The organism is Schaedlerella sp., assembly GCF_056796775.1.
In genome coordinates, this window is record NZ_JBQIKP010000038.1 from 1 (window position 1) to 24,735 (window position 24,735).

General features: G+C 49.4%; 26 protein-coding genes and 1 pseudogene. 9 read left to right on the forward strand and 18 right to left on the reverse strand.

Annotated elements, in window-relative coordinates; translation table 11 throughout:
- Positions 1-295: 295 nt before the first annotated feature.
- From ACTOY7_RS15610 to ACTOY7_RS15630, 5 genes are all read right to left on the reverse strand, one after another.
- Positions 296-442 (reverse strand): hypothetical protein, encoded by a 147-nt coding sequence (locus ACTOY7_RS15610; RefSeq protein WP_482670776.1) that lies wholly within the window; start codon positions 440-442, stop codon positions 296-298.
- Positions 443-769: 327 nt separating this feature from the next.
- Positions 770-937, reverse strand: a complete 168-nt coding sequence (locus ACTOY7_RS15615; RefSeq protein ID WP_160284218.1) for a CGGC domain-containing protein — start codon at positions 935-937, stop codon at positions 770-772.
- A gap of 11 nt (positions 938-948) precedes the next feature.
- A complete protein-coding gene (locus ACTOY7_RS15620; RefSeq protein ID WP_300885956.1) occupies positions 949-1,737 on the reverse strand; it encodes a DUF134 domain-containing protein in 789 nt (262 codons plus the stop codon).
- Positions 1,738-1,938: 201 nt separating this feature from the next.
- Entirely contained in the window at positions 1,939-2,340 is a 402-nt protein-coding gene (locus ACTOY7_RS15625; protein ID WP_160284220.1) for a bacteriohemerythrin, read from the reverse strand.
- A gap of 445 nt (positions 2,341-2,785) precedes the next feature.
- On the reverse strand, positions 2,786-3,118 hold the full coding sequence (locus ACTOY7_RS15630) for a winged helix-turn-helix transcriptional regulator (RefSeq protein WP_160284221.1): 333 nt from the start codon (positions 3,116-3,118) through the stop codon (positions 2,786-2,788).
- Positions 3,119-3,324: 206 nt separating this feature from the next.
- On the opposite strand from ACTOY7_RS15630, the gene ACTOY7_RS15635 reads away from it, so the two are divergent.
- Positions 3,325-3,891: a flavin reductase family protein gene (locus tag ACTOY7_RS15635; RefSeq protein WP_160284222.1), complete on the forward strand. Its 567-nt coding sequence runs from the start codon at positions 3,325-3,327 to the stop codon at positions 3,889-3,891.
- A gap of 505 nt (positions 3,892-4,396) precedes the next feature.
- Here the strand turns inward: ACTOY7_RS15635 and uraA are convergent.
- Both uraA and ACTOY7_RS15645 read right to left on the reverse strand, forming a co-directional pair.
- Positions 4,397-5,653, reverse strand: coding sequence for a uracil permease (gene uraA, locus ACTOY7_RS15640; RefSeq protein WP_160284223.1), 1,257 nt, complete (start codon positions 5,651-5,653; stop codon positions 4,397-4,399).
- A gap of 138 nt (positions 5,654-5,791) precedes the next feature.
- Positions 5,792-6,310, reverse strand: a complete 519-nt coding sequence (locus ACTOY7_RS15645) for a P-loop nucleotide/nucleoside kinase family protein (RefSeq protein ID WP_300886337.1) — start codon at positions 6,308-6,310, stop codon at positions 5,792-5,794.
- Between the two features lie 772 nt (positions 6,311-7,082).
- Between ACTOY7_RS15645 and ACTOY7_RS15650 the strand changes: the two genes are divergently transcribed.
- The 3 genes and pseudogenes from ACTOY7_RS15650 to ACTOY7_RS15660 form a co-directional block, all read left to right on the forward strand.
- On the forward strand, positions 7,083-8,375 hold the full coding sequence (locus ACTOY7_RS15650; RefSeq protein WP_300886336.1) for an MFS transporter: 1,293 nt from the start codon (positions 7,083-7,085) through the stop codon (positions 8,373-8,375).
- A 245-nt stretch (positions 8,376-8,620) separates the two neighbouring features.
- The gene (locus ACTOY7_RS15655; protein ID WP_300886335.1) at positions 8,621-8,821 is read left to right on the forward strand and encodes a hypothetical protein; all 201 of its coding nucleotides are present in this window, start codon (positions 8,621-8,623) and stop codon (positions 8,819-8,821) included.
- A 153-nt stretch (positions 8,822-8,974) separates the two neighbouring features.
- Positions 8,975-9,271 (forward strand): annotated as a pseudogene (locus ACTOY7_RS15660) (hypothetical protein); the annotation flags it as partial.
- Positions 9,272-9,329: 58 nt separating this feature from the next.
- Here the strand turns inward: ACTOY7_RS15660 and ACTOY7_RS15665 are convergent.
- Both ACTOY7_RS15665 and ACTOY7_RS15670 read right to left on the reverse strand, forming a co-directional pair.
- Complete coding sequence (locus ACTOY7_RS15665) at positions 9,330-10,037, reverse strand: sialate O-acetylesterase (RefSeq protein WP_482670777.1); 708 nt, start codon at positions 10,035-10,037, stop codon at positions 9,330-9,332.
- 157 nt (positions 10,038-10,194) lie between these two features.
- Positions 10,195-10,515, reverse strand: coding sequence for a FlxA-like family protein (locus tag ACTOY7_RS15670; protein WP_482670778.1), 321 nt, complete (start codon positions 10,513-10,515; stop codon positions 10,195-10,197).
- A gap of 514 nt (positions 10,516-11,029) precedes the next feature.
- On the opposite strand from ACTOY7_RS15670, the gene ACTOY7_RS15675 reads away from it, so the two are divergent.
- On the forward strand, positions 11,030-11,395 hold the full coding sequence (locus ACTOY7_RS15675) for a hypothetical protein (protein ID WP_482670779.1): 366 nt from the start codon (positions 11,030-11,032) through the stop codon (positions 11,393-11,395).
- Positions 11,396-11,580: 185 nt separating this feature from the next.
- Here the strand turns inward: ACTOY7_RS15675 and ACTOY7_RS15680 are convergent, their stop codons facing one another.
- Together ACTOY7_RS15680 and ACTOY7_RS15685 are read right to left on the reverse strand one after the other, a co-directional pair.
- Positions 11,581-12,453 (reverse strand): DMT family transporter, encoded by an 873-nt coding sequence (locus ACTOY7_RS15680; protein WP_482670780.1) that lies wholly within the window; start codon positions 12,451-12,453, stop codon positions 11,581-11,583.
- A gap of 63 nt (positions 12,454-12,516) precedes the next feature.
- Positions 12,517-13,194: an ATP-binding protein gene (locus ACTOY7_RS15685; RefSeq protein WP_300885845.1), complete on the reverse strand. Its 678-nt coding sequence runs from the start codon at positions 13,192-13,194 to the stop codon at positions 12,517-12,519.
- 159 nt (positions 13,195-13,353) lie between these two features.
- Between ACTOY7_RS15685 and yaaA the strand changes: the two genes are divergently transcribed.
- The gene (gene yaaA / locus ACTOY7_RS15690; protein ID WP_394683846.1) at positions 13,354-14,145 is read left to right on the forward strand and encodes a peroxide stress protein YaaA; all 792 of its coding nucleotides are present in this window, start codon (positions 13,354-13,356) and stop codon (positions 14,143-14,145) included.
- A 37-nt stretch (positions 14,146-14,182) separates the two neighbouring features.
- On the opposite strand, the gene ACTOY7_RS15695 is transcribed toward yaaA, so the two are convergent.
- The 3 genes from ACTOY7_RS15695 to ACTOY7_RS15705 all read right to left on the reverse strand — a co-directional run bounded on the left by ACTOY7_RS15695 (position 14,183) and on the right by ACTOY7_RS15705 (position 17,216).
- Positions 14,183-14,662, reverse strand: coding sequence for a helix-turn-helix domain-containing protein (locus ACTOY7_RS15695; RefSeq protein WP_160284921.1), 480 nt, complete (start codon positions 14,660-14,662; stop codon positions 14,183-14,185).
- A gap of 155 nt (positions 14,663-14,817) precedes the next feature.
- The gene (locus ACTOY7_RS15700; protein ID WP_482670781.1) at positions 14,818-16,470 is read right to left on the reverse strand and encodes a hypothetical protein; all 1,653 of its coding nucleotides are present in this window, start codon (positions 16,468-16,470) and stop codon (positions 14,818-14,820) included.
- A gap of 89 nt (positions 16,471-16,559) precedes the next feature.
- Positions 16,560-17,216, reverse strand: coding sequence for a VanZ family protein (locus tag ACTOY7_RS15705; RefSeq protein WP_160284922.1), 657 nt, complete (start codon positions 17,214-17,216; stop codon positions 16,560-16,562).
- A 286-nt stretch (positions 17,217-17,502) separates the two neighbouring features.
- Here ACTOY7_RS15705 and ACTOY7_RS15710 point away from each other — a divergent pair, with 286 nt between their 5' ends.
- Together ACTOY7_RS15710 and ACTOY7_RS15715 are read left to right on the forward strand one after the other, a co-directional pair.
- The gene (locus tag ACTOY7_RS15710) at positions 17,503-17,673 is read left to right on the forward strand and encodes a hypothetical protein (RefSeq protein ID WP_160284923.1); all 171 of its coding nucleotides are present in this window, start codon (positions 17,503-17,505) and stop codon (positions 17,671-17,673) included.
- Between the two features lie 730 nt (positions 17,674-18,403).
- Complete coding sequence (locus ACTOY7_RS15715) at positions 18,404-18,757, forward strand: hypothetical protein (protein WP_482670782.1); 354 nt, start codon at positions 18,404-18,406, stop codon at positions 18,755-18,757.
- Positions 18,758-18,859: 102 nt separating this feature from the next.
- Here ACTOY7_RS15715 and ACTOY7_RS15720 read toward each other — a convergent pair whose 3' ends face one another.
- The 4 genes from ACTOY7_RS15720 to ACTOY7_RS15735 form a co-directional block, all read right to left on the reverse strand.
- Entirely contained in the window at positions 18,860-19,780 is a 921-nt protein-coding gene (locus ACTOY7_RS15720) for a DUF5692 family protein (RefSeq protein WP_394683815.1), read from the reverse strand.
- Between the two features lie 85 nt (positions 19,781-19,865).
- On the reverse strand, positions 19,866-21,032 hold the full coding sequence (locus tag ACTOY7_RS15725; protein ID WP_300885840.1) for an iron-sulfur cluster-binding domain-containing protein: 1,167 nt from the start codon (positions 21,030-21,032) through the stop codon (positions 19,866-19,868).
- A 1-nt stretch (position 21,033) separates the two neighbouring features.
- Positions 21,034-22,566, reverse strand: coding sequence for a phytoene desaturase family protein (locus ACTOY7_RS15730; RefSeq protein WP_160285052.1), 1,533 nt, complete (start codon positions 22,564-22,566; stop codon positions 21,034-21,036).
- A 91-nt stretch (positions 22,567-22,657) separates the two neighbouring features.
- Positions 22,658-23,518 (reverse strand): hypothetical protein, encoded by an 861-nt coding sequence (locus ACTOY7_RS15735; protein ID WP_300885838.1) that lies wholly within the window; start codon positions 23,516-23,518, stop codon positions 22,658-22,660.
- Between the two features lie 334 nt (positions 23,519-23,852).
- Here ACTOY7_RS15735 and ACTOY7_RS15740 point away from each other — a divergent pair, with 334 nt between their 5' ends.
- The gene (locus ACTOY7_RS15740) at positions 23,853-24,578 is read left to right on the forward strand and encodes a FadR/GntR family transcriptional regulator (protein ID WP_160285053.1); all 726 of its coding nucleotides are present in this window, start codon (positions 23,853-23,855) and stop codon (positions 24,576-24,578) included.
- Positions 24,579-24,735 lie beyond the last annotated feature (157 nt).

Sequence of the window (24,735 nt, forward strand, 5' to 3'; positions counted from 1 at the left end):
TTTTTGAAATATGCCTTGCAAAAAAATGAGCAAACATGTGTCTATTCCCACTTTTACTATTCAGTATTTAATGGAATCTGGTCAGGGTCTGACCAGTAACTTTCAAGGCGGTGGTCTTGGAGAGAAATAAAATATGTAGTTGTTGATTGTCCAAATGTATGATAAACTAAGCATAGCAGTTCTTGTGTTATGTGATTGTTTTTTTTGGTGATTTAACAATACAGCATAACTACAAAAACTGCTACTTTTTTTGAAAGATAGAAGGAAAAACTACTAATTTTTAGGAAATATGTACCTACTCTGGCCATCGCGCCAGCGATTTGGTACAATAGGAAATAATATTGATCAACAGGATCGGAATCACAGAGGTCACGATAAATGCCGTCACCAGCCGGATCCGGATGCTCTTCCTGTCAGGTTTGAATTTTCTTATTTTTCTCATGGCAGACTCCTCCGCGGAAATCATCGGTCTTTCTTTTGTATCGGGTGGAAAAAGAAACCCCTTTTTTATTATACATGCTGTGGATTTCACAGAAATTATAAAAAAAACGAAAAAGGTAGAAATATGCAAGGCTGGATTTTGACTTTCCGTACATTTGTGTCAGACTTGCAGATCAGAGACAATTGGCTTTCTGATAGAAAGTCCAAATGATACATTGTATTCCATGTGGCAAAGAAAATCGGCCGCGCCTTCAAAAAGCACAGCCGGTTTTTAAGGAACTGAAGGAAATAGCCTAAACAGACTGTACAGGATATTTCCATATGGTTTCTAATGTGTATAGTCCAGAACCCTGATTTCTTGTCCCAAGTCATCCTGGATCAGTTCTTTCATTTTTTTCGCGAAAGGGCATGGATAGCCGATGGGAGTCCCCTTCTGAATACAGGAAGCGAACGCGATATCCTCTGTCTGCATGCATCGGATAATTCCTGCCTTCATCTTCGGCCGCCTCAATTCCCCGCGCAGCCATGCTTATTCTCTCCGCAATGGCCCTGGCAGTGTCCTTCCTCGTGTCCGTGTCCATGGTGGTCGCACTGAACCTCCGGATCATACGCAAGGTCTCCCGCCAGAAATGCCCGGACCGCATCGTCCGCATTTCCTGTCACGCCTCCGTAAAGCCTGATCCCTGCTTCCGCCAGCGCAACCTGGGCGCCGTAGCCGATCCCTCCGCAGATCAGGGTGTCCACCTCCATGCCGCCCAAAAGCCCGGAAAGCGCGCCGTGTCCGCTGCCGTTGGTATCAATCACCTGCTCCTTCGTGATCTGGCCGTCCGCCACATCATAAATCTTGAATTGCTCCGTGTGTCCAAAATGCTGAAATACTTCTCCGTTTTCAAATGTAACCGCAATCCTCATCTCGCCTGCTCCTTTCATCTGCACGTCCTGCTTTGTGCCGTCTGTTTTTCCGCAATGCTTACGACATTTCCTCTGACAAAAATGAATTGCCGAGCCTTCACAGAGCCGGTAATTCCCACCCTCAATCAGGAGCTGCTTTCCATGGACAATGCTGTCCGCAACCTTCTCCCTGGCGGCTTCGTAAGCTTCTGTCACCGTGGTCCTGGAGATATCCATCTGCCTGGCGCACTGCTCGTGGGTCAGCTTCTCCAGGTCGATCAGCCGGATCACCTCATACTCGTCTACCGTCAGGTTGACCTGCTCCCCGCAGGAGATCCCCTCCGGAGCAAAGCTGTCATAAGCCGGTTCTATGCAGATTCGTCTGCATCTGCTGGGTCTTGCCATCGCTTGTGCCTCCATTTCCGGTGAAAAACTGCTCTTTACGCTGCGCGCCCTGTGGTATAGATCATTCCGCATGGCAGGACCAGATGCTTCTGATTCGTTGTACGGAGGGTTGACCGCATTCATTTCCGTCATATGTCGGAAATATTATAACACAGGTTTCAGAAAAAATCCAGATATAGATTGGCGTCACATACCTGAACGCTATGCCTGATTTAAAAATGCGGCCAGCTTTTTATCCTCTGTAGTGATATGCGTGATCAGGACGCTGATATGTTTATTCAGTTTTCCCAGTTCCGCGATCGTCGGACCGGATACCGCGATCTGAGATGTGATCTCCTTCAATGTCTGTTTGTATTTTTCATGAAAAATCCTGTGGGCAGGCATCCCAGGATAGCCGCTCTGCTTCTGGAGCCGCTCTTCATGCGAAAAATGCTGGTTTACATATTGGTTCAGAAATTGAATGGTTTCATTCATAGATGCCCGCCCTTTCCCCTCACCGCAGGCATCCAGCAATTTGTTCACCGCCCGGATCAGCTCCCGGTGCTCCTGGTCTATCGTTGCGTTCCCCGTTTCCAGCGCCTTCGTAAATTCATATCTGTTCATTTGTATCCTCCTCCCATTTCGACGTATGGCGATAATATGATATCATAAAAGCAGACCGGATTCAAGCTATTGTTAACCCTCTCCATTCCCTGAGCTGGAGCCCAGCTACCGTTCACACGGTGTCGCGCGCTTGCCGCGCGGCATCCGGCCAATTCAGTGATGGGGCGGGCATCCAGCCCGTCTACACTCCGTTCCGGTCCGTCCTAAACAAGCGTCGCTGGCGCTTAGGACCGCCGGCAGGCGACTTTTCAATGGGCTGGATGCCGTTAATGTGAGCGCCCGGTCAGGGTGTGAACAGTAACACCTTAATACCAGAGTGAATATCACAGATGGTGCTTCCCTGTTTCCATTCCTTTAATCGGATAAAATCGGATATTATTTTTCGCTGCCGGACTCAGGCAACAAAATCCCCGCAATATGCAGGCTTCCCGTCAAAGCGCCGATGCTATTCCCTGTTATTTTCCCCCCAGACACACAGCTGATCCAAAACCTTCATCAAAGATTTCCCTCTGTCACTTAAGCTGTACTCCACTTTCGGCGGAATCTGAGGATATTCTTTTCTGATAATCAGCCTGTTTGCTTCCAGCTCTTTCAAATTGCTGCTGAGTGTTTTATCGGACACATTTTTCAAATAACGTTTTAATTCATTGAATCTTACAACTTTAAATTCCATCAGGCAGTAAAGGATCACCATTTTATGCTTGCCGGCAATCAGTGACATCGTATAACAGAATCCGGTATCCTCAAAATTCGCCTGCTCAATATAATTGCTGATCATTTTTCTACAACTCCTTACTATATTGACCAGATACCGCACAGCCATTATTCGATTACAGATGCTGGCTGGCCAATGAACTGTAACTGCTTTCCTTTACGATAGTACCTTACAAATAAGATAGTACTTGTGTTTTTTATGTTATTCTTTATAATTATAGATACAGACACAGATTCTGTCAATCCTATACGAGAAATGAGGTATTCATAATGAGAAAAAAACTCAATATCACAGAAGGAATTTTTCCAATGCCGGTTTTAATGGTGGCCACCTACAACGAAGACGGAAGTGTAAATGTCATGAATGCTGCCTGGGGCACTATGCAGGAGCGCGGCAATGTAGCCCTTAATCTGACGGAAACTCATAAAACAGTGAAAAATATCAAGGCAAGAGGCGCCTTTACAGTAAGCATTGCCGATGCCGCTCATGTCGTTGAGGCGGACTATTTTGGTGTCGAATCGGGCAACAAGGCGGCAGATAAATTCGAGAAGAGCGGCCTCACCGCAGTCAGGTCGGAAGCTGTGGACGCGCCGGTCATCAACGAATTTCCGATCTGTTTAGAGTGTGAGTTTATCGAATATCAGGGCAGCGGATATGGATGCGGTGTGATCGGCAAGGTCGTAAATGTTACCGCAGACGAACGTGTGATCGTAAACGGCAGGATCGACATGTCCCTCGTAAATGCCATTGCATTTGATCCCTATACACATGGATATTATAAAGTGTCCGAAAGAGTCGGCGAGGCATTCAAGGATGGTCTGGCGCTGAAAAAATGAGATTAAGCGTTCCGAAATTCCATTCCTGTCAGTCCACAATCGGCAGATAATTCAGACAAGGCGGCAGATGCATCATGTAATGTCCCGTCAGGGGCGTCAGGATCATGCCGCCTCTCGTATGCCTTCCATAATCTTTCTTTTTGGAGGAACATCAATGAAGATTCGGCTTGTCGTTTCCGTAAACAAACTATACTTCAATCAAAGAAACTTTTTCATTTACTCCATCCTCATCTATTCGGTCAATTAATTAGTTTACAAAGCATATTTTTAATTTCTAAAGAAACCGCAATCCATCATTTCGAAAATCATCGTTCTTCAGGTCCCGCGGTTTCAATGTAATTTCTTTTTCTGTTCTGTACTATTCTCATTTGTAATTATACAGAAAACCTGCCGCTGGCATCCTTTCTGCATACGATGGTATTCAAAATGGCAGACCACAGACCTGCCTGCCGCACAGATTATCCGCTGCTTACACGCCGCGTCCGGGATCCGGATCTGCCCGGTCTTATTCCTGATCATTCGTCAGGTTCAGCTTGTCCAGCACATAAAATGCTAGGCTCAGAAGCATCCCCACGATACATGCCAGCACCATTCCGGTCAGTTCTACATTTCCCAGCTTCACGGAAATCCCAGACAAACCAGTGACAAAGATCACGGAAGTCAGCGTCAGGTTTCTGGAACGCCCGTAATCCACCTGAGAATCTACCAGGATCCGGATCCCGGACGCGCCGATCATTCCGTACAGCAAGAAGGAAATCCCGCCGATCACCGGCCCCGGAACCGTCTGGATCAGCATGGACAGCTTTCCAATCACGGAGCAGAGAATGGAGAGCACTGCCGCTCCCGCGATCACCCGCACGCTGTAAACCTTTGTAACCGCCATCACGCCGATATTTTCTCCGTAGGTCGTGGTCGGAACGGAACCGATCATACCGGAAAGCATGGTGGAAAAATTATCTCCGAAGAGAGAACGGTGCAGCCCCGGGTCTTTCAGCAGATCCCGTCCTACGATCTTGCTGGTCACGACCTGGTGGCCGATATGCTCCGAAGTGATCACCAGAATCACAGGAAGAATCGTCAGGATCGCCCCGATGTCAAACTTCGGCAGCTGGAAATTGGGCAGCGCGAAAAATGGTGCCTTTGCCACCTCCGCAAAGTCCACGATCCCGCAGAGCAAAGCGGCGATATACCCCGCGATGACCGCGATCAGGATCGGGATCACCGACAAAAATCCCTTGAACATAATATTTCCAAACACAGCCACGCCCAGCGTCACTGCAAAGACGATCACATGCTTCATATTGATGGTTTCATCCAGAAGCCCTGCGTTTCCCGCCGCGCTCCCGGCAAGCTCCAGCCCGATCAGCGCCACCACCGGGCCCATGGCCGCAGGCGGAAGCACCACGTCGATCCAGTCCGAACCGAATTTATAAATGATAAAGGCTACGATACATCCGCAGAAGCCGACAACCACAAAGCCGCCCAGCGCGTATTCATACCCCATCTGGTTGATGACGATCCCCGCCGGCGCAAGAAACGCGAAGCTGGAACCAAGGTAGGCCGGCGCCTTTCCCTTTGTGACAGCAATAAAGAGAAGCGTTCCCACACCGTTCATAAACAGAACGATGGCCGGATTGATCCCGAAGATAAAGGGCACGAGCACCGTCGCGCCGAACATGGCGAACATGTGCTGGATACTCAGCGGAATCAGCAGATTAACAGGAACCTTCTCTTCAACCTGGATAATGTTTCTTTCTTTCATTTTCTCTCTCCTTTTCGATTGCCTTTCATTTCCATAGTATTCCCCGGCAGCTCTTTTCTTATTGTACTGTATCAAATCCTTTCTTTCAATATTTTTATATTGCTTTCCGGCAGATCGAATAAAAGCAGGATGACCTTTTTATTGCAGTTCAACCTCCACCTGATACTCCTCATCTATAAAAATATATTCTGCATGATAAGCCTGGCACTTTTCTAAAAATTCCGCGTTATCCCTGCAAACACTTTCCATCGCGCATCCGCCGTCATCCAGCCGCTTTTCCACCGCGTCGGCGTATTCCCTGATCTCCCGGAAATGCGTTTCTATGTAGCCGCGGCTCATGACCAGACAGTAAAACCGGATCTGCTCCCGATATTCCGGCGAAAAATCTTTTTGCCAGCCGAATGGAATATAGCAGCCCTCTACGATCAGATTCTGCTGATTTTCCATCGCCGTTTTGATCATTTCACGGACGATCGGCCACAGATAGTCCGTCAGGGCTTCATCCCCGCTCTCCGGTGTCAGTGTCGTATGTCCGCTTCGGATCAGTCCCATCTTTAAATGGTCGATGGACAGATACGGAAAATGATATCGCTCCAGCAGCTTCTGGGCAAGCACTGTTTTTCCTGTATGGGATGCTCCCGTGATTAATACGATCATGTTTGCTCCTCCTTCTGATCCCGATCCTCTGCCTTCCAAAATACCAGACCTGAGCACTGCCGGTTCTGACTTACCAAGATCACACCGCCAGTTCCATCGGTCTCCGTTAAAATCATCTTACCATCGTTTTTGCCGAATTACAACCTGCAATAAAATAACGGTATTGCTCTGTTTTTCCTCAGTTACTGTTCACACCCTGACCGGGCGCTCACAGTAACGGCATCCAGCCCATTGAGAAGTCGCCTGAGGGCGGTCCCAAGCGCCAGCGGCGCTTGTTTAGGACGGACCGGAACGGAGTGTAGGCGGGCTGGATACCCGCCCCATCACTGAATTGGCCGGATGCCGCGCGGCAAGCGCGCGACACCGTGTGAACAATAACTTTCCTCATTCCCAAAAAACATTTGCCCTTTTCTTCCTTTTAGCGTATACTAAGCTCATGTTCCGTCCGGCAGCATATTCTGGCGATATACCTTTTCGTCCGGCGGGCGGTTCCTGATTTTTCAAAAAGGAGGTGGGCATTCATGCCGTTGGTTCTCTGCGTTGCCGCAGCTCCATGCAAAGTCTTTTAGGGCAGGACAGCATGGAGCGGTAAACCTGCTCTAGGGAGCTGTGAAAAACAACCGACGCATCCGGCTGGTCTCCAAGTCCGTCTGCACAAGTGATTTATCAACAGTTCCTAAGACTTTGCATTTATCAAGGAAGCCGTATCAAAAACAAGATACCGGAATCAATTTGAATCCATATTGGTTCCACATGATAAGGAGCAAAGTCTATGAAAAATCTGATACATACAATACACGAAATGAAAACCTTTTTGCTGCTGTGGTCTACCCAGTCCTTTTCCGGCCTTGGCAGCGCCATGACAAGCTACGCGCTGGTGATCTGGTCTTATTCGCAGAGGGGCTCGGCCCTGATGACCGCGCTTTTGATGGTCAGCTCGTACGCGCCCTATGTGCTGCTCAGTATTTTTGCCGGAGCGCTCAGCGATCGTTGGAACAAAAAGCGAACCATGCTGGTATGCGATTCTATGGCCGCGCTGACCACTGTTGTCATGCTGCTCTTATTGAGAAATGACGCGCTGCAGATCTGGCATCTCTATGTGATCAACGGGATCAACGGACTGATGAACACGGTCCAGCAGCCGGCCTCGGAGGTAGCGACCACAAGGGTGCTGCCTGAGAAATACTATCAGCGTGTGGGAGGATTGAAGTATTTTTCCAGTTCTCTCAATTCTGTCATGACACCCATCATTGCCACGGCTGTCATGGGAATGGCAGGCATGGGCGCGGTGGTCGCCTTCGACCTGTTTACCTTTTTTACCGCATTTCTGGTACTGGCATTCGGGATCCGGATCCCGGAGCACACGAAAGAGGCCGAAGCACACGAAAAGCTTCTGGTTTCTACGAAAAAAGGACTTGCTTATCTGAAAAAGGAGCAGGGGATCTTTCATCTGATCTTGTTTCTGGCCTCCATCAATCTGGTAGCCTCCATCTATGACGCGGCATTTCCTGCCATGATGCTTTCCAGAAACGGCGGCAGTGAAAAAGTGCTGGGGCTGGTCAATACGGTAATCGGCATCACCACATTTTCCGGCAGTCTCCTGGCAGCATTCCTGAAAGCTCCGAAAAGCCGGGTACGGGTGATCTGCGGCTGCCTGCTGTTTTCCATGAGCACGGAGAATTTCCTGCTGGCGTTCGGCCGGACACCGCTTGTCTGGTGCCTGGGCGGATTCTTGGGCTGGATCTTCATCCCTCTGATGAGCACGAACCTGGACGCGATCCTGCGGCTGCATGTGCCCTTGGAAATGCAGGGGCGGGTGTATTCCGTCCGCAATTCCCTGCAGTTTTTCACCATCCCCATCGGGTATTTCCTGGGCGGGTTCCTGGTGGACCAGGTATTTGAGCCGGTCATGGCTGCGCAGAGCAGGGGAAGCCTTCTGGTAAAGCTCTTCGGCTGCGGAAAAGGCTCCGGCGCGGCATTTCTGTTTTTGATCCTTGCATTTGCCGGGATCGGAGTGTGCCTGTATTTCCAGCGGGACCGGCAGATCTGGAAGCTGGAGGAGTAATTCATACAGGCACAGCCTTATTTCCTGTTAGAATACGCCACATACAAAAAAGCTTCTATCGTTAGCTTTTGCGCACTAAAAAAGGGATTGTCTTAAAATGCGACAATCCCTTTTTCTCAATTCAACCGCCCAAGGGCCCAACCACCAGCTCAGCTGGTGGAATGGGGAAGCCCCCCTGGGGCAAGACCTTTGCATTTCCGCCTAAAGGCGGGCTTCTCAGTGATGGGGCGGCGTGGATTGCAAATATGGCGGAAGAACTGTTCCCTGATGCGCGGCACATTCTTGACCTGTACCATTTGAAAGAGAACGTGCACGCTTTTTCCAAAATCAAGTTCGGAATGAAAGAAGACAAATACATTCCGTGGGCAGAAGAGATGTCTGACCTGCTTGAAAACGGGCTGACATGCGGTGGGAACCGTGAACGGCTCAGTATCTTCTTACTTTGAAAACCAAATATGAAAGCGGACGATGGGAGCGGGATGTTGTTGATTTTATCAAAGGGCATCTCCGTTATTTAAAGCAGAATTGACGAAGGCATACGCATCAAAAAAACGTATGCCTTTTCTTTATCAGAACCTAAAAACCAACAAAAATTATCTGCACCCGAGCCGACCGGCAACCTTGACAGCAAGACCAGTGCCGAGGTGCTGGGGCTTATCAAGCGCACCAGCACAGAGTTTCGGCAAACCGTAGTGATGATTACCCATAACAACGACATTGCCCGCCTCGCAGATCGGATTGTCCGCGCTGATCGCCCCTCTGCCCTGCGCATTTCTGCTGCAGCTTTTTGGGAATTCCATGGGGAATTTTTCTCTCCTGGCCGGTATGCTGCTCCTAATCGCGTATCTGACCGGGCTGTTCGTTCCGCTGTATGCGACGGCGAAAAATATGGATAACGCTTTTCCTGATACGGCAGTCATTTCAGAAATTTGACAAAAATTCCTCATATGTGATCTAACCTGCCGAAAAATTTACCATTTCCAAATACAATTTCTCTCCCTTTGTATATGGCTTGTGATTGATACACGCATCCAGCAGTTCTATTTCATTTTCCAAAGGGCTGAGCACATGTTTCTTTTTAGAAAAGGCTTCATAGTAACGGATGCCGAATCGTCTTTGTGAAACTGCATCAATATGGATTCCATCCGGATTTGGCGTAAGTCCTTCCGCTGTTGCGAAATACGTATATTCCTGTTCCATAGCAAATCTCAGCAGCTCGCGGTTTACCATTTCATACTCGGCGCAGTTTGATCCAAACCCCGATTTTCCCAAATAGTCACCCAATCCCCCCATAATAAACGGAACCTTTTCTGCATTGAGATCGTTCCGCAGCCGCTCTACAATGACCTGTAATTTTTCATAATACGTTTGATAGCTGCCGCCAAAACTGTCATTTTCGCCTTGATGCCACAGAATACCGGACAGCTCTGTATCCTGCAGGGCAAATCTTGTCTGACTGACCGCATGTTGATAAAGAGTCTGATCCACATTCCAGTCATCCAGCGAACTTCCGCCTTCCGCACAGGGAATCAGTCCGATCTTGTCCTCCTCATGTTCCATACACCACATCGCGGCAAAGGAACCCGCCGGACCGACGCCTGCAACAGGTCTGTCATAATTGATCGGTTCAGCCATCATCTGCCATCTGCCGTTACGAAGCATCTGAATCCTTTCGTTGCAGATCAGCGGAACTTGTTTTTTCTGCCCGCAAACTGTATTTTTTGATACTGCCTAAAAAAGTCTCCGGCCCATACGCACGGACCGGAGGCTTCCTTCATCCTTTGGAACCGAAAAATGCTCTTGGCAGCATCTTTCCATATCATCCCCATTCATCCACATAATTTCCCACTGCATCGTCAAGAGACATCCTGGAAGACTTTTTTTCCGCTTCCTCCCCGGGCGCTCCCTCTTTCTGCTGTTCCTTTTGCTCAGCTTTCCGTTTCTGCTCCTCCAGACGCCGGATCTGTTCCTCTAATTTTTGAATCTTTTTCTGCTTCTCCTCAGGAGGCAGGCTCTCATCCTCCTTCACCTTTTTCAGCTGCCCCTGCAGCTTCTGGATCTTCTGTTCAATCGACTGCGTATCCACAGAAGGAGCCTGATTCTGAAAACCGCCGGCCGAACCAATTCCTGAAATCGTCATATCTGTCCTCCTCCATTTCTCCGACAGGGAATGCCCATCGGGTATAGGAACAGTTTAACGCTCCCTGCCGCACTTTTCAATAGATTTGGTGTGAACTGTCATTGAAATGTATTGAAATGCGTGAAATTTTCCACCTGTACGGTTAGATGATCTAAAGATCATCTAATCTACGCATCCAGGTGAAAAAGTTTTCGTTGACTTTATAGCTGTCAGCATACAATATAATTATAGAAGCAATTGCTTCTATCGAGGCGTTTGTCAGAAGTGCCTGGCTAAGTCAACACACAGCAGTAAGCCATGGAAGAATTGACTTCCGCAGCGAGTGTCATATACGCATGCAAGCATGTTCTGTTGATTCATCGGTTTGCGGGAATAAAAACTGAAGAAATTGTGAGGGGTTCGTCAGATGTACCTGTCTAAAAAAAGCTGAAGATATTGTTGATAAAGGGAACGATTTCGTTCCCTTTATATTCTTTTATATACATTAAATTCTGCCTGTGGCAGATTTTCTGTAATGAACACAAGAGGAGGGATTTATGGAACCCAAACTATGCTTTATCAGAGAATCCTATTTTTAAATCATTCTGAATTTACAAAAATGCTCGACACCGGAAACACGAAAAAGCAGTCAAGAAGAAGTCACTTATGTGTAATGATTGCTCAGAGCGGAAATAACTTCTATATTCCGCTGCGAAACAATCTGGGAGCCGATATGAGAAAATTCGGCCGAATAGGCCATGCAATACCTTCTCAAAAAAGAAAAAGCGCAGGGCTGGATTATCGATATGCATTAATTGTAAATGATGAATCTGATATAAAATTACCCGTTGAACAAAAAATTCCAAATTCACAATATCAAAAAATCAAAAAAAGACTATGATATCATAAAGACTGAGTTTACAGTTTATCTAAATGGATTTATAAAAGCCGCCAAAAAAAGACGTATTGAAAAAGAACCCCTGTATAAGGAATCCAGCTTGGTTAACTTTTTGAGTATTTCATAAATCAAATAAAAAAGCGGGGCAGCATATGATCACAAATATATAGATACACTGCTTCATCTCCTTAGATTTCATTCCAGACCGCAAATCCAATGATCAGCATTCCCCCAATCACCTGAAATCCCGTGATACTCTCCCCCAGCACCAGAACAGAGATTAAAACCGCAACCATGGGGTCGATATAGCTTAAAATCGCGGCTTCCTGCCCCCGCAGTTCTTTCAGCGAGGAAAAATACATACAATAGGTGATCCCCGTGTGGAACAGCCCCACGATCAAAAGATTCCCCCACCCCGATCCCGAAAGCCCTGCCAGGTGGAATCCCCCGGTACATGCCACATAGGGGATCAGCACGGCAATGGCCGCCAGAAATTGCAAAAATGTACGCTGGATCCCGGAAACACCCTTGATCAGTTTATTCAGCAAGATAACGGACGCGTAAAATACCGCAGCCCCCAATCCGAACAGAATCCCGATCAGATCCCTTCCCCCGCCGCCCAGGTTATGGACCCCGATGATCATCACCACCCCTGCCGTGGACATCACGAAGCAGAGTACCTGTTTTTTGGTCAGCTTTTCATGAAATAGCACTGGACAGAGCACGGTGACGATGACCGGGGCAAAATAGTAGCTCAGAGTCGCGGCGGAGACGGTCGTGTATCGGTAGGCTTCAAACAGCAGGATCCAGTTGATCCCCATTGCCGCGCCTGAGGCCAGAAGGATGATGAGCTCCCGTTTCAGGGAGGACCTATCAATCCTGATCCTGCTGATCAAAAAATATCCCAGGATCAGAAGCGCCGCCAGAACGGCCCGATACAGCGCCAGCTCCCCGGACGGCAGCGGGATCCCCCGCACAAAGATTCCGATCGTGCCGAATACGGTCATGGAACAGATCAGCTCCATACGTGCTTTTTTTGAATGATGTCCTGCTTCGTTCATTTTTCGCCGTTCCTTCCATCAAGTATGAATATCTCCGTTTAAACAAGGCAATATCTATTTCTATTATAAATCCAACGCCGCAGGATTTAACAGGAACTCATAAAGTCTCAGATGCAAGATTCCGGCTTCATCCAGCCACGGCTTCATTCCGCTTTTCGTAACAATGATCTTGCGGAAGAAATCTTTGACTCCAAGCAGCGGCCGAAGCTCCTTCTTTTCCTTCTGTGCATTGCCAAGGCTTAAGGCCGACTGGATATAAGACTTCTTTACGCCCTTATTGACGACAAAATCAATCTCACAGCTGACTTTCCTCCTTTTCCCTTCCGCGTCCGTCTCAAAAATATCCACCACGCCCACGTAGCCGTAGTATTTCTGAAAGGAAAGCGGATGAACCTCAACCGAATCTCCTTGTCCCCGAAAGGCTGTCATCACATCCTTGGAGCGCATTTTGGAATTGCTCCCGGCCACATAGATGTCCACATTACGGAGCCTTTTCAGGCCGTTGAGCACATTGTACAGGTGAATACTCTCCGGATTCTTAAGCTCCTCACGGGAAATCGCGTACTGCACCTCATCAATAAAAATATAAAACATGCCCTCCTGATCCGTGACCCTGGATCGGATATACTTAGACAACTCCGCCGGATCCCGATAGGCCACGTTCAGATCATCGTCCAGGGCGATTGTTATGATATGATCCTTGTGAACCCCTTCTCCAAGCAGATAATCATAAATGAGCAAAAAGCGGCTGCGTTAGCAGACGTAAGAGTGCGTTAGCACGGTTTTTGCGAATGGGTTTGCTTTTTCTGTAGTTTTTTATTGACTTTTCGGACGGTCCTCTATATGATTTTGATAGAACTATGACCGCTTAAAAGCCATACTTACAAATGGAGATCCCACATGCTGAAAATCATCATTTCCCCGGCGAAAAAAATGAATATCACGGACGAATATCCCTGCCGGCTTACCTCCCCTGTTTTCCTGGAACGTGCCCGGCAGCTCCATGCCGCCCTGTTAAGCCTTTCCTTTGCGGAATTAAAAAAGCTCTGGAACTGCAGTGAAAAGCTGGCCCTCCAAAACTATGAACAGCTTCATACCCTTGCGCTTGACAAACACCTCACCCCGGCCCTTTTAGCCTATGAAGGCATCCAATATCAGTATATGGCCCCCCACATTTTCTCCGGCCCACAGTGGGAATATGCCGAAAAACATCTGCGGATCCTGTCCGGTTTTTACGGGATTCTGCGTCCAACAGACGGTGTCGTCCCCTACCGCCTGGAAATGCAGTCCAGGCTTGCTCCTGTAAGCCATGCCTTCGGCTGTGCCGCTTCCCTCTATGAATACTGGAAGAATTCCATTTATGAAAATCTGGCCGCGGAAGTCTGCGGCGATAAGGCGCCCCTGCAGATCGTCAATCTGGCTTCCGCGGAATACAGCAGGATCGTTCTTCCTTATCTCACGCCTCCGTCAGCCCGGATCTCCTGCGTTTTCGGAGAAATGACTGACGGGAACGTGAAAGTAAAAGGTACTCTTGCAAAAATGGCCCGGGGAGAGATGGTCCGCTGGATGGCGGAAAACCAGGTAGAAGATGTCCGGGAACTGCAGAATTTCCATCATTTGAACTACCTGTATCATAAAGAATTATCCTCCGATACAGAATATGTATTCTTAAAAGAACGCACGGACCTGTGACCGCGCGTTACATGCATGAATACCTGCAGTCCTTTTTTCATGATTCAAACTCTGTTCCTGACAATTGAACTGCAGCTACCATCTGTTTTTGAATACTCTCGACCTCCTCCATCCTGACCTGTCCGATCCTCTCCCGCTCCTTTTGGAAATCCACTTCCGCGCAAATGCTCTGCAGAAGCTCATAAACTGCCGGCGAGGCCCCCATGGATGCCTTCACCACGTCTTCCGTTTCAAATTCCTCCAAAATCTCCTTTAGCCGGTGGCGGTCCATTTTTACGATATCTTCAAACTCCAGCACTTTCGCCCCCTGAATCCGCGGCTCCAGGATCTCATTGATCGTCAGGCCATAGAAGCGGGAAAGCTTCAGGAGCGTATCCAGGTCCGGCAGCGCAGCCCCGGTTTCCCATTTCGAGACCGCCTGCCTGGATAAATGGAGTTCCCGCGCCAGATTTTCCTGGGTGAAACCGTATTTTCTCCGCAGAAACTGCAGATATTTCGATATAACGAATGTATTCATAACCTCCGCCCGTCCTTTCTTTTCCATATCTGCAGACTATGATACTCCATAAGGTTCCCTTTGAAAAGAATCGTCTATTTGCAAAAAAGCAACTGCCGTTCACATCTCTCTGTTAAAATCTTTCCAGATACCGAACCGCGCGGCCAGAAGCATTCTCACTTCGTCAGCGTCACCGCATACCCCGCCAGCATACCCGCATACATCTCCATCTCAGGCTCAGGCACAGCCACCTGGATCCCGCTTCCCCCAGAGCTTCCAAAGACATTCTGCCCAAAGGAAAGTCCGGTACATTCCCGGATATCCAGCCTGTAGATCGAGGTTCCGTCAAATGCCCTGTCCGCAATCCTTGCCACCCCCGGCGGCACTGCGTAAACATCCGTCCAGGCTGCCGGAAATGCCAGAAGCACAGACATGGTACTGTCAAACAGAACACCGCAGTCGCTGACATATCCCGGGTTGCCATACTCCACATCAATCCATTCCAGAGAGATCAGGTCGGCAAGCGCTCCTTCTTCAATCGTAACCGCCCCCGCCGGAATATACAATTCCAGGATCCCTGCTCCGCAGCCGGAAAATGCCCCTCTGCGGATCCCGGTACATTCTGCCGGAAGCGTCAGACATCCATCGGGAATCTCCGCATATTCCGGAAGAAAACCGCAGAGCATTCCTGTTTCATCAAGAACAAAGCAGGACACCGCTTCCGGATCCCCATTCTCTTCGTCTCCGGTATCCGACACGGTTCCATCCCCCTCAGCAGAGTCCGAGGAACCCTGATCCGGTACTGCCGGTTCCACCGCTCCTCCATCTCCTGCCGGATTGTCCGGCACAATGGGATCCACTGCGTTCTCACCCTCCGAGGGTGTCTCGGGATTGATCGGATCGATTGCCGTCCCTTCATCCCCCAGCGTCTCCGGAGTCATCGGGTCTACCACTGTTCCTTCCTCCGGTACCTCCGGAGTCATTGGGTCTACCACTGTTCCTTCCTCCGGTACCTCCGGAGTCATCGGATCTACCGCTGTCCCTTTATCCCCCGGCATCTCCGGAGTCATCGGATCTACTGCTGTCCCTTTATCCCCCGGCATCTCCGGAGTCATCGGATCCGCCACTGTTCCTTCCTCCGGTTTCCCCGGAACTATTGGATCTATTACTGTCCCTTTATCCTCCGGAGCCATCGAATCTACTACTGTCTCTTTATCCCCTGGCATCTCCGGAACTGCCGGATTTACAATCGTTTCTTTGTGGGATGGAGCCACAGGCTTTGCCGGATTCACCGCTGTCCCAATATTGGATGGAATTTCTTCCGCAAACAAATCCACTGTCATTTCCTCACCCGATAAACTTCCTGAGGTAAACGGCTTCTCCGGCACAGTCGGATCCGCAGCAGCCCATCCTCCCTGCATCTCCTCTGTCTCCAAATGTATCGCTCCCCATACATCTCCATCCGAAAGATCCGGCAACATCAATGTCGGGTCTGAACCGTTGTCCTCTGTATGAACCAGGTCCGCAGCGGGGCTGTCCTGCGTCAGCAGCTTTTTCAGCACCAATCCTTCTGCGTCTTCCAACACATGCGCTCTGTCATTCGGATTCCAGACCTTGACTATGTTGCCTGCAATTCCTTCACTTTCCATTTTCGTGATCTGTCCGTCCACTGCCTTTCCTTCCATTCCCGGATCAGCATAATTCAAGAGCACCGCTGTTCCCAGCAACGCCAAAAAACCTGCTGCCTCGATAGTAATCCCCCTGCCGGCAGTATCATCCCCTGTTTTGATGATCTCTTCCATTGCTAGATTGCCTGTCCTTTCTCTCAAAACTAAAGCTTCCACTAAGCTGATTTATATTATACACCCAAAAAAAGAATGCCGCAATTCTCTGCAGCATTCCTTTTTATTTTTAACACTCATCCGCCAAAAAAACAGATCAAGTATGCAGTCACAACAATCATGACCGGAAGATATGCATAAGCATCCTTTCCCGCAATCGCAGGCTGTTTTTCTCTCCTTCCTGCAATGATCCGCCAGAACAGATACCCTGCGGCTGTCCCCAATACGTTTGTAAGCAGGTCATTAATGTCCGTAATCCGATATAAGGTAAACATTTGACCAAATTCGATCACGACAGAAAAAGCAGCTCCCAGCAGAAGCATATTCCGGATATTCCGACACTTTTCGCTGATCACAGGACACAGAAATCCAAACGGAATAAACAGAAAAATATTCAGTATAAAGCTCAGAATCCCCACATCATAGAAAGGGATCAGATTGAATTTCGGATGAAAAAAGGATTCCCCCAGACCAGACAGCCTGACAAATTCACTCCGTGTCGGAATCCCCACAATCTGATTCAGCATCAAACACAGATAATAATATAGTCCCAGTGACGCAATCCATATTTTTATCTTAGGAAGCTGTTTTTTTCTGCCCAAAGCAACTAACAGGACTCCTATGATCAAAAAACCCAAAAAACAGACCAGCTTCAAAACCAAAAGATCTGTAATCGACTCAAATACCCCCATCTGTATCTCTATGCCTGACGCATTTTCCTGTGCTGCTCCCATCTCCGTTCCTCCTTCATCTGCAATCAATTTACATAACAAACCGATTTCCTGTCGATATATCAACAGCATTTATTATAAGATGATCATACAGAAAATTTTTTAACGGATAGGAACAAATTTTCTTAACATTTTATTAATACCTGTATTTTTATATATAATCGCATATAATTAAAATGTAATAGAACATCGCCTAAGAGCCGGCGAGCCGAAAGTAAAGGCGCCCCAATGGATGATTCTCCTTGTACAGTAGAGCGCAAGGCGCATAATCAAAAGAAGGCTCCATGGATTGTTATTCGCAGTACCTTTCCGCCATCACATGAAGCATCCGCACTCTTTCTATACTATAGGAGATGCCTATCTTGATTATACAAAAGCAGTCATCATCACAGATCCGCTCTTTTTGTCTGATGATAAGCCAACAATTGACAGCAGCGAATTTGCAGTGATTAAAAAATGAGCAAAAAATGCACTATGGACTTACAAAATATGTCAATCAATATAAAAGGGCAATGAAACACAGGGACAATCCGAGAAGTAAAAATATATTGAAATACCGTTCTTTAAAATATTTCCTCCTGTGCGGTTGGATTTTTCAGTTAATAGCCCTTATCTCTTTTAACAAGGGTATTATTATGCCCTTTGGCAGGATGATTTGTAGTCAAGAAACGCGGAGGGGGATTTCCCTTCCCTTGAGGATTTTGACCTTTCTACACGGGATGACCTTCTCCATGACTTTGACCTTTTAGAAAAAACCGTCCTCGAAACCAGCAGAAAGCTTAACAGGGAACTGTCCCGTGAATATCTGGAAGCCGCCTCATGTGTATGTACCAAAGCAAGCTACCGGGATGTGGCCGATATCCTCAACCGTTTTCTCGGAAGGACAGACATAAATTCGGTCAAACTCCGCACATTATCGGACAGCATAAGCCGTATTGGCGCCGAGATTTCCAAAGAACTTTCCAATGTTACCGCGCACATTTTGTCCATGTACGGATTCGATGGTGAAAGCGGCCTTCCATTAGAGGGCATGGTACTCTCTGACAACATAACGGCTGCCGCCGTTGCCCAAGTCGCAGAACAAGGTAAGCCGGAGATCAATGAGAGGATTGCCGCAGTGAACGATTCCCGCAAAGAAGGCTCCATAAGGGATTACAAGTATGTTGAGAATACGGCCGCACATATCCAGTATGGCAATCCGCGAAAAAGACAGGCGGAATGCCATTCTTGAAAAGATGCCGCGCTACCTTTGGGTCGATGATGTGGCGAGCGCCTCAGAATACCTTTTATCCTTGGATCCTGCCGACATCAAGAATAGGAAATGGCTTGATAATGTCATCGGATACTTCGAAAAAAAGGGGGATGCCATCACATGTTATGCGCTAAGGGCAAAAACTTGGCGTCAGGAATTCCAGCAATCCTGTCGAAAAAGCAAGCGATTTGGCCGTGGCACAGCGGCAGAAACACAATGGAATGGCCTGGTCCCCCAATGGAAGCGGGACGCTTGCCGCCTTGCAGATGATCTACCTGAACCACCAGTCTGAACTGTGGTTTCACCAAAAAGAACTACGCTTGTTTTCACCTTCTCTTGAAAACACCTAAAAAGCTGCATAACTCAGGAATCCCCCTGTGCTTCACATTTTGATTTACAGCCCATTCGCCTCCAGATTCTTCTTATAAGCTCCCAGCTCCGTATAGATCGCTTCTTTGAGCGGATTCCGCTTCGTCTGCCGGATGATCCGCGCCTCGTACACCAGCACCCCGATGTTGAACGCAAGCGCCGCTACGCTTAGCAGCAGCTTGGGCAGGTCGGACTGGGTGGAGGTGATGGCAAAATACTCCTCCGCCGCAGAATAATCCACTGTCAGGGAAAACATGGCCCACAGCGCCAATGTCTGCGCCCTGTGCTGCAGCCACGCCCCCCGCCGGATCAAAAACTCCGCCGCCGTGCAGGAGACCAGAAGCAAAAATCCTGCATAGAAGGAACGGTTGGAAATGCAGTTGTAGCAGTAGGACAGATTCCAGAGGTCATAGGCAATGATCCAGAACCAGAGCTGGTCCGCCCACACCATATCCTGGGATTTTGTCTTTCCGATCTGAATGCCCAGCCATCCCGTGATGGTGATGATATTCAGGATGCCCGCAATGGCATTGATCACATTCCAGGGGCCGCCGATCATCTGCAGCCCGGCCTCGATCTGCCCGGTCTTGGGCAGACATTCCAGGTCCGCGTACACCGCCTCCAGAATATTGACTGCCAGGATCAATGCCGGGTAGGTCAGCATGAATTTATTTTTCTGCAGCTTCGGGATATACCGCAGCAGCATGAATCCGATCACGCCGGCCAGCGCGGAATAGGTCTTGACCCAGGCGAACCAGGTGCCGCCCACATTTCCTCCCGCGGTCTTGGGCCAGATAAAAAAGGTGGCGATGACCGGGATGATGACATACATCCCGATCCCTGCCCATTTAAAACGCCGGGTCACCTCATTCAGCCCGATCAGAGCCGCGGTCAGCCCGAGAAATACCAACACACTTGTAAATGTATAACCTGTAAAAAAGAACATCAAAAGCCCCCCTTTATTCTAAGTCCTCTCATAGCCCCCCGCAATCCCGTTTTAGCTGAATCCGCGCCGGGCTATCGCGGCATTTTCAGAATCGCAGCTCCAGATCACTGATGGGATACGCCTTGCAGGAATGGATATATCCGAACAGCTCATCCGCATACCGCAGCAGCGCCCCCTGGGCGGTAAATACCTTCCCGGATACGAGCTGCACCCGGCACAGGCTGCATTCGCCGGAGCGGCAGCATACATTGACCCGAAGGCCGCCGCGCTCCAGGGCAGTGAGCACGCTTTCCCCGCTTTTCGCTTCGATGGTCTGATCTCCCACTTTGATCTGAAACAGTTCCTCTCCCGTCATTCCTTCCGGCCAGCCCGGTTCATTCCAGATATCCCGTCTTGTCCCGAATACCTCTCTGCGGATTGATCGTCCCGGGATCTGAAGCTCATCCAGCGCCTTGCGGCAGAATTCCATCATCACCGCCGGGCCGCACATATAATAGGTGCAATCCAGAATGTCCGGCACATGCGCCCGGATCCGCTCCGCGTCAATGAAGCCGTGCTCCATTCCTTCCTTCTCCTCATCCGACAGGATCAGCGTATAGTGAAAATTCGGATGCCCTTCGGCAAATGCGGCCAGCTCCCCGTGGTACATGGCCAGCTCCTCTGTGCGGCTCCCGTACAGCAGCGTAATATCCCGATCCTCCCCGCTCTCCAGCGCAGTCCGGATCATGCTGACAAAGGGCGTGATCCCGCTCCCGCCGCCCAAAAATACGGACCGCTTGGAGTGAAAGACCGGATGATACCGAAACACCCCTGCCGGGCCGTTTGCTTCCAGCCGGTCCCCGACTTTTAGCTGCCGCAGAAGATAGCCGGATACAAATCCGCCCTCCACCGCTGCCACGGTGATCTCATAATAGGCCCGCTGCTTTGCCGAGGAGGACAGGCTGTAGGGCCTGGACGTGCGCGCCCCGTCGATCTCGCAGAATACGTTGATATACTGCCCTGCCTCAAAGGGCGGCAGATATCCGGTGTCTGATACCAGCCGGATCCGCTTCGCGATGGGGCTGACCGGTTCGATCTCGCTGACCGTCAGGTGCAGGACAGAAGGGTGGTACTGGTCCACCTTCCTCTGGACCGTCCCCCGCTCCAGAGAGATATCCTTTCCCGTCTTTTTCGCCATTTCCAGTTCCTTCAAGGTTTCCGGGCCGTTCTGCATGGTACTGATGATCATCTCTTTGATTGGTTTTTTGCTCATCCTATCTGCCCTCCTTTAAAATAGACTGCGCGATCTTGTCCCCATATGCATAATTGGGGCCGAAGCCGCATGTATTGACCCAGCCGCCGGAAAAGGTCAGTCCGGGGATAAATTCATCCTGCGGGAAGAAGAAGACACTGGATTTCAGATCCTGCTCATAGCCGTAGATCGCCCCGCCCGGATGGCCCAGATACCGCATATGGGTCAGCGGCGTGGCTACCTCCATTTCCTCAATGTGTCCCCGCAGTCCCGGGAAGCGGGTCTCCAGACGTCTGACGATCTCGTCCGCCGCCGCGTACTTCGTCCGATGGTACTCCTCAGGCGAGAGCTTTTCCCATGCCTCACCGTATTTCAGAGTGCCCGCCGTGATAATGGACGTCCCCGGCGGCGAGACGCAAGGATCGTCAATGGTATAGCAGGTAGCTACAATTGGGTCTGTCTTTGTATCAGTAAAATACGCATTCTTAAAATCCTTGTTGGCATCCAGGCTGTCATAGATCAAATTGAAGGAATCGGTAAATCCGATCTCCTCCGGCGTACAGTCCAGGCCGATGAAGCAGGTCAGCGCGGAAATGCCCGTGGTATAGCTCTTAAAATACTGCCGGCAGGCCTCCGGCACCTCCTCATCCTTCAGAAGCCCTGCATAGGTCACGGTGGGAGATACATTGGAAATAATCTTGCGGGCATGGTATTGATTGCCGTTTTCATCCTCCACGCCCACAGCCCGGCCGTTTTTTATCAGGATCCGCTTCACGCCGCGGTTCAGGAACACGTCGCTCCCATGTCTGCGGATGGTATCCATCAGCGCCTGACTCATGACCTGGCTGCCTCCCCGCACATAGTAAGGCATGTCTACTGTATACAGATACATGCATCTGGCCAGGATGGAGAAGGGGAACCGCTCCGGCGGCATTCCCATAAAGCACCAGTAAGCCGACAGACAGAGCTGCAGTTCCCTGCTTTTGAAAAATTCATCCAGCACGTCCTGGGTGCTCCGGACGCCGTACTTTGCCAGTACCTTGTAGATCTTCGGAAATCCCGTCTTAGTGATAAACTTCTTCAGCTCCGAAGGATTTGCCGGGCTTGCGGCGCTCTTTGCCAGGAAATCCGCAATTTCCTCGTTGAATTTCCAGACCATGTGGAAATAATGCCGGATGGCCTCCGCCTCCTCCGGAAATTCCCTGCACAGCAGATGGCAAGCCTTCTTCTTATCCGCCGGAAGCGCCACTCCCCGGCCTCCCGGCAGGTTGATCTTGTATAAGGTTTCGATGGGGATCCACTCAATGGCATCCTCGATCCCCCATTTACGGAACAGCTGCCTGGTCGGGCCAGGCTTGTCCTTCGTGTTCATCCCGTTGAGCTGGTGCAGCGCCACTTCAAATTCGAACCGCCCCCTGCGGAATGAAGTGCCGCAGCCCCCGGGAATATTGTGCTTCTCAAATACCACTGTCTTTTTGTGATTCACCGCCAGGGTAGCCGCGCTCGCCAGCCCTCCGTTCCCCGCGCCGATCACGATCACATCATAATTCGCCATGTTATCTTCCTTTCTTGTCTCATATTATAACCAATTTGCGCCTGCCCGCGCGCCATCGCACAGCGATTTTCATGCGCGCGATTCCTTATAATCAAATGATTCCGAAATAGATTCCCACCGGAACCGCGATCAATACCAGATTCAGGATCATCAATACGATCTGCGCCGGAGGGGATTTTACCTTTTCGATAAATGCCGCCAGCTTTTCATTTTCCAGTTTCTTTTCAATATCGTCCTTGCAGTAGATCTGGAACACCCCGCCGCAGGTCAGGCTGTTGGCGCGGAATACCAGCCAGTAGCCGGGATTCATCGTCAGCAGGATACTGATGATCGGGGATGACAGGATCCCAATATGCAGATATCCGATGGACGGGCTGAACTCCCCGATCACAAACAGCCAGTTCCAGATCGTATAAGCGACCAGCCAGCAGATTGTGCCGATGACCACCACCTGATCGGACACGAACAGCGCATCCGCGCGGGGACCTGCATTGGCCGTGTAGATCCCGGTAAACGGGCCTGCCGCCTCGGGGAACCATTTTCCGGCAAGGGTCAGCACGGAAAGGCTCAGTACCAGCCCGGTAACAAAATTATAGGGCTGGTGGTTTTTCAGCAGATCCGTCAGCGTCGCTTCCATGCAGTTGATCACGAGGAATACCAGCACGATCTTGACAAACAGCTCTCCGCTCATAATCCCGAAGATCGGAAGCAGGATCAGCGCCCGCATCAGCACCAGCGTGGACAGCTTCAGCTTCTCAAACATGACCATTTTCAATTTCAGAAGCACCAGCACCGGCAGCAATACATTGACGATCACATTGACCCATAGCGGAAAATAGGATGCCAGCATCGATACGACGCAGATCAAAGCCGTCCAGATCAGGAAGGTCGGAAGCTGCCCGATCCTGTCAAAAAAACTCCAGAATGCATTTCTTTTTGTGTTACTCATCATCACCCCATCCTTTCTCTCTTGTGTTTGGTCTGACCACAGTTCTTTTGATTACTATAACATCAAAGCCAGGAAATAGCAACCAGAATTTTATGGATATATAACACAAAAAGTTTATGGAAATTATTTCTTTTGTTGAAATTAAACAAATATCGTGGTAATATACAAAAAGATGGTCTGACCAAATATGATAGGATAGCTTTATGCAGCTCCCAATTGCGCGAAAGAGAATTGCGTATATATTTATTAAAGATGCGGGACCGATACGATATGCGGTATAGTGAATGATAAACAGCCAGATACTTACCGAATCAAAAAATCAGCAGGAGGAATATTCATGCCATTTCAAAAGATTGTCATGCCTACAATGAAAGAATTGTTTGTACGCCAGATGGAGTCCATGATCCTGTCCGGAGAGCTTGCCGCCGGAGAGCAGCTTCCCAATGAGCGGGACCTGGCCGCCCAGATGAACATCAGCAGGACGGTGGTCAATTCGGGGATCCAGGAGCTTGCGAAGAACGGGTTTGTATGCATCGTCCCAAGAAAAGGAACCTTTGTCAATGATTTTCTGCGGCAGGGAAATCTGGGAACTCTGACCTCCATCTTCCACCACAGCGGCGGGCAGTTTGACATGTCCATGCTGACTGCGTTGATGGAATACCGTTCTATCAATGAACAGAAGTGCGCCCGGCTGGCGGCGGAACGCCATACGGAGGACGATCTGAAACGGATGTTTGAACTGCTGGAGCAGATGGAAGCCTGCCGTGACCCGGAGGAATGCGCAGAGGTCAGCACCCGGTTCCATCATGCCATTTTCCTTGCCACACAGAATCTGATCTATCCCCTGATGTACAATTCCTTTGGGGAAATGAGTTTGGCAGTGACGCGGATCCTCTTCCGCCACCTCCCGCTTTCTCAGATCTGCACTGCCATGCGCAGCGTTGCGGAGGCTATCGCGGCACGGGATGCGGATCAGGCAGAAGAGCTGATGGCGGAGCATACGGTACGGTGCAGCCAGATCCTGATGGAGCAGTATCCATTCGGACCAGTAGGGACAGAATGATACTTATTATTCGTTGTACTAGTACAGTATTGCGTATATAATGGTGAATAATGTGCCTGATATTTTTGTCAGGACAAGGCGGAGGAAAGAGGCGATGCGGTGGCATCGTTGATTGACGCCAACGCAGAACTGGCAGAAATAGCAGGTGCAGTATTCA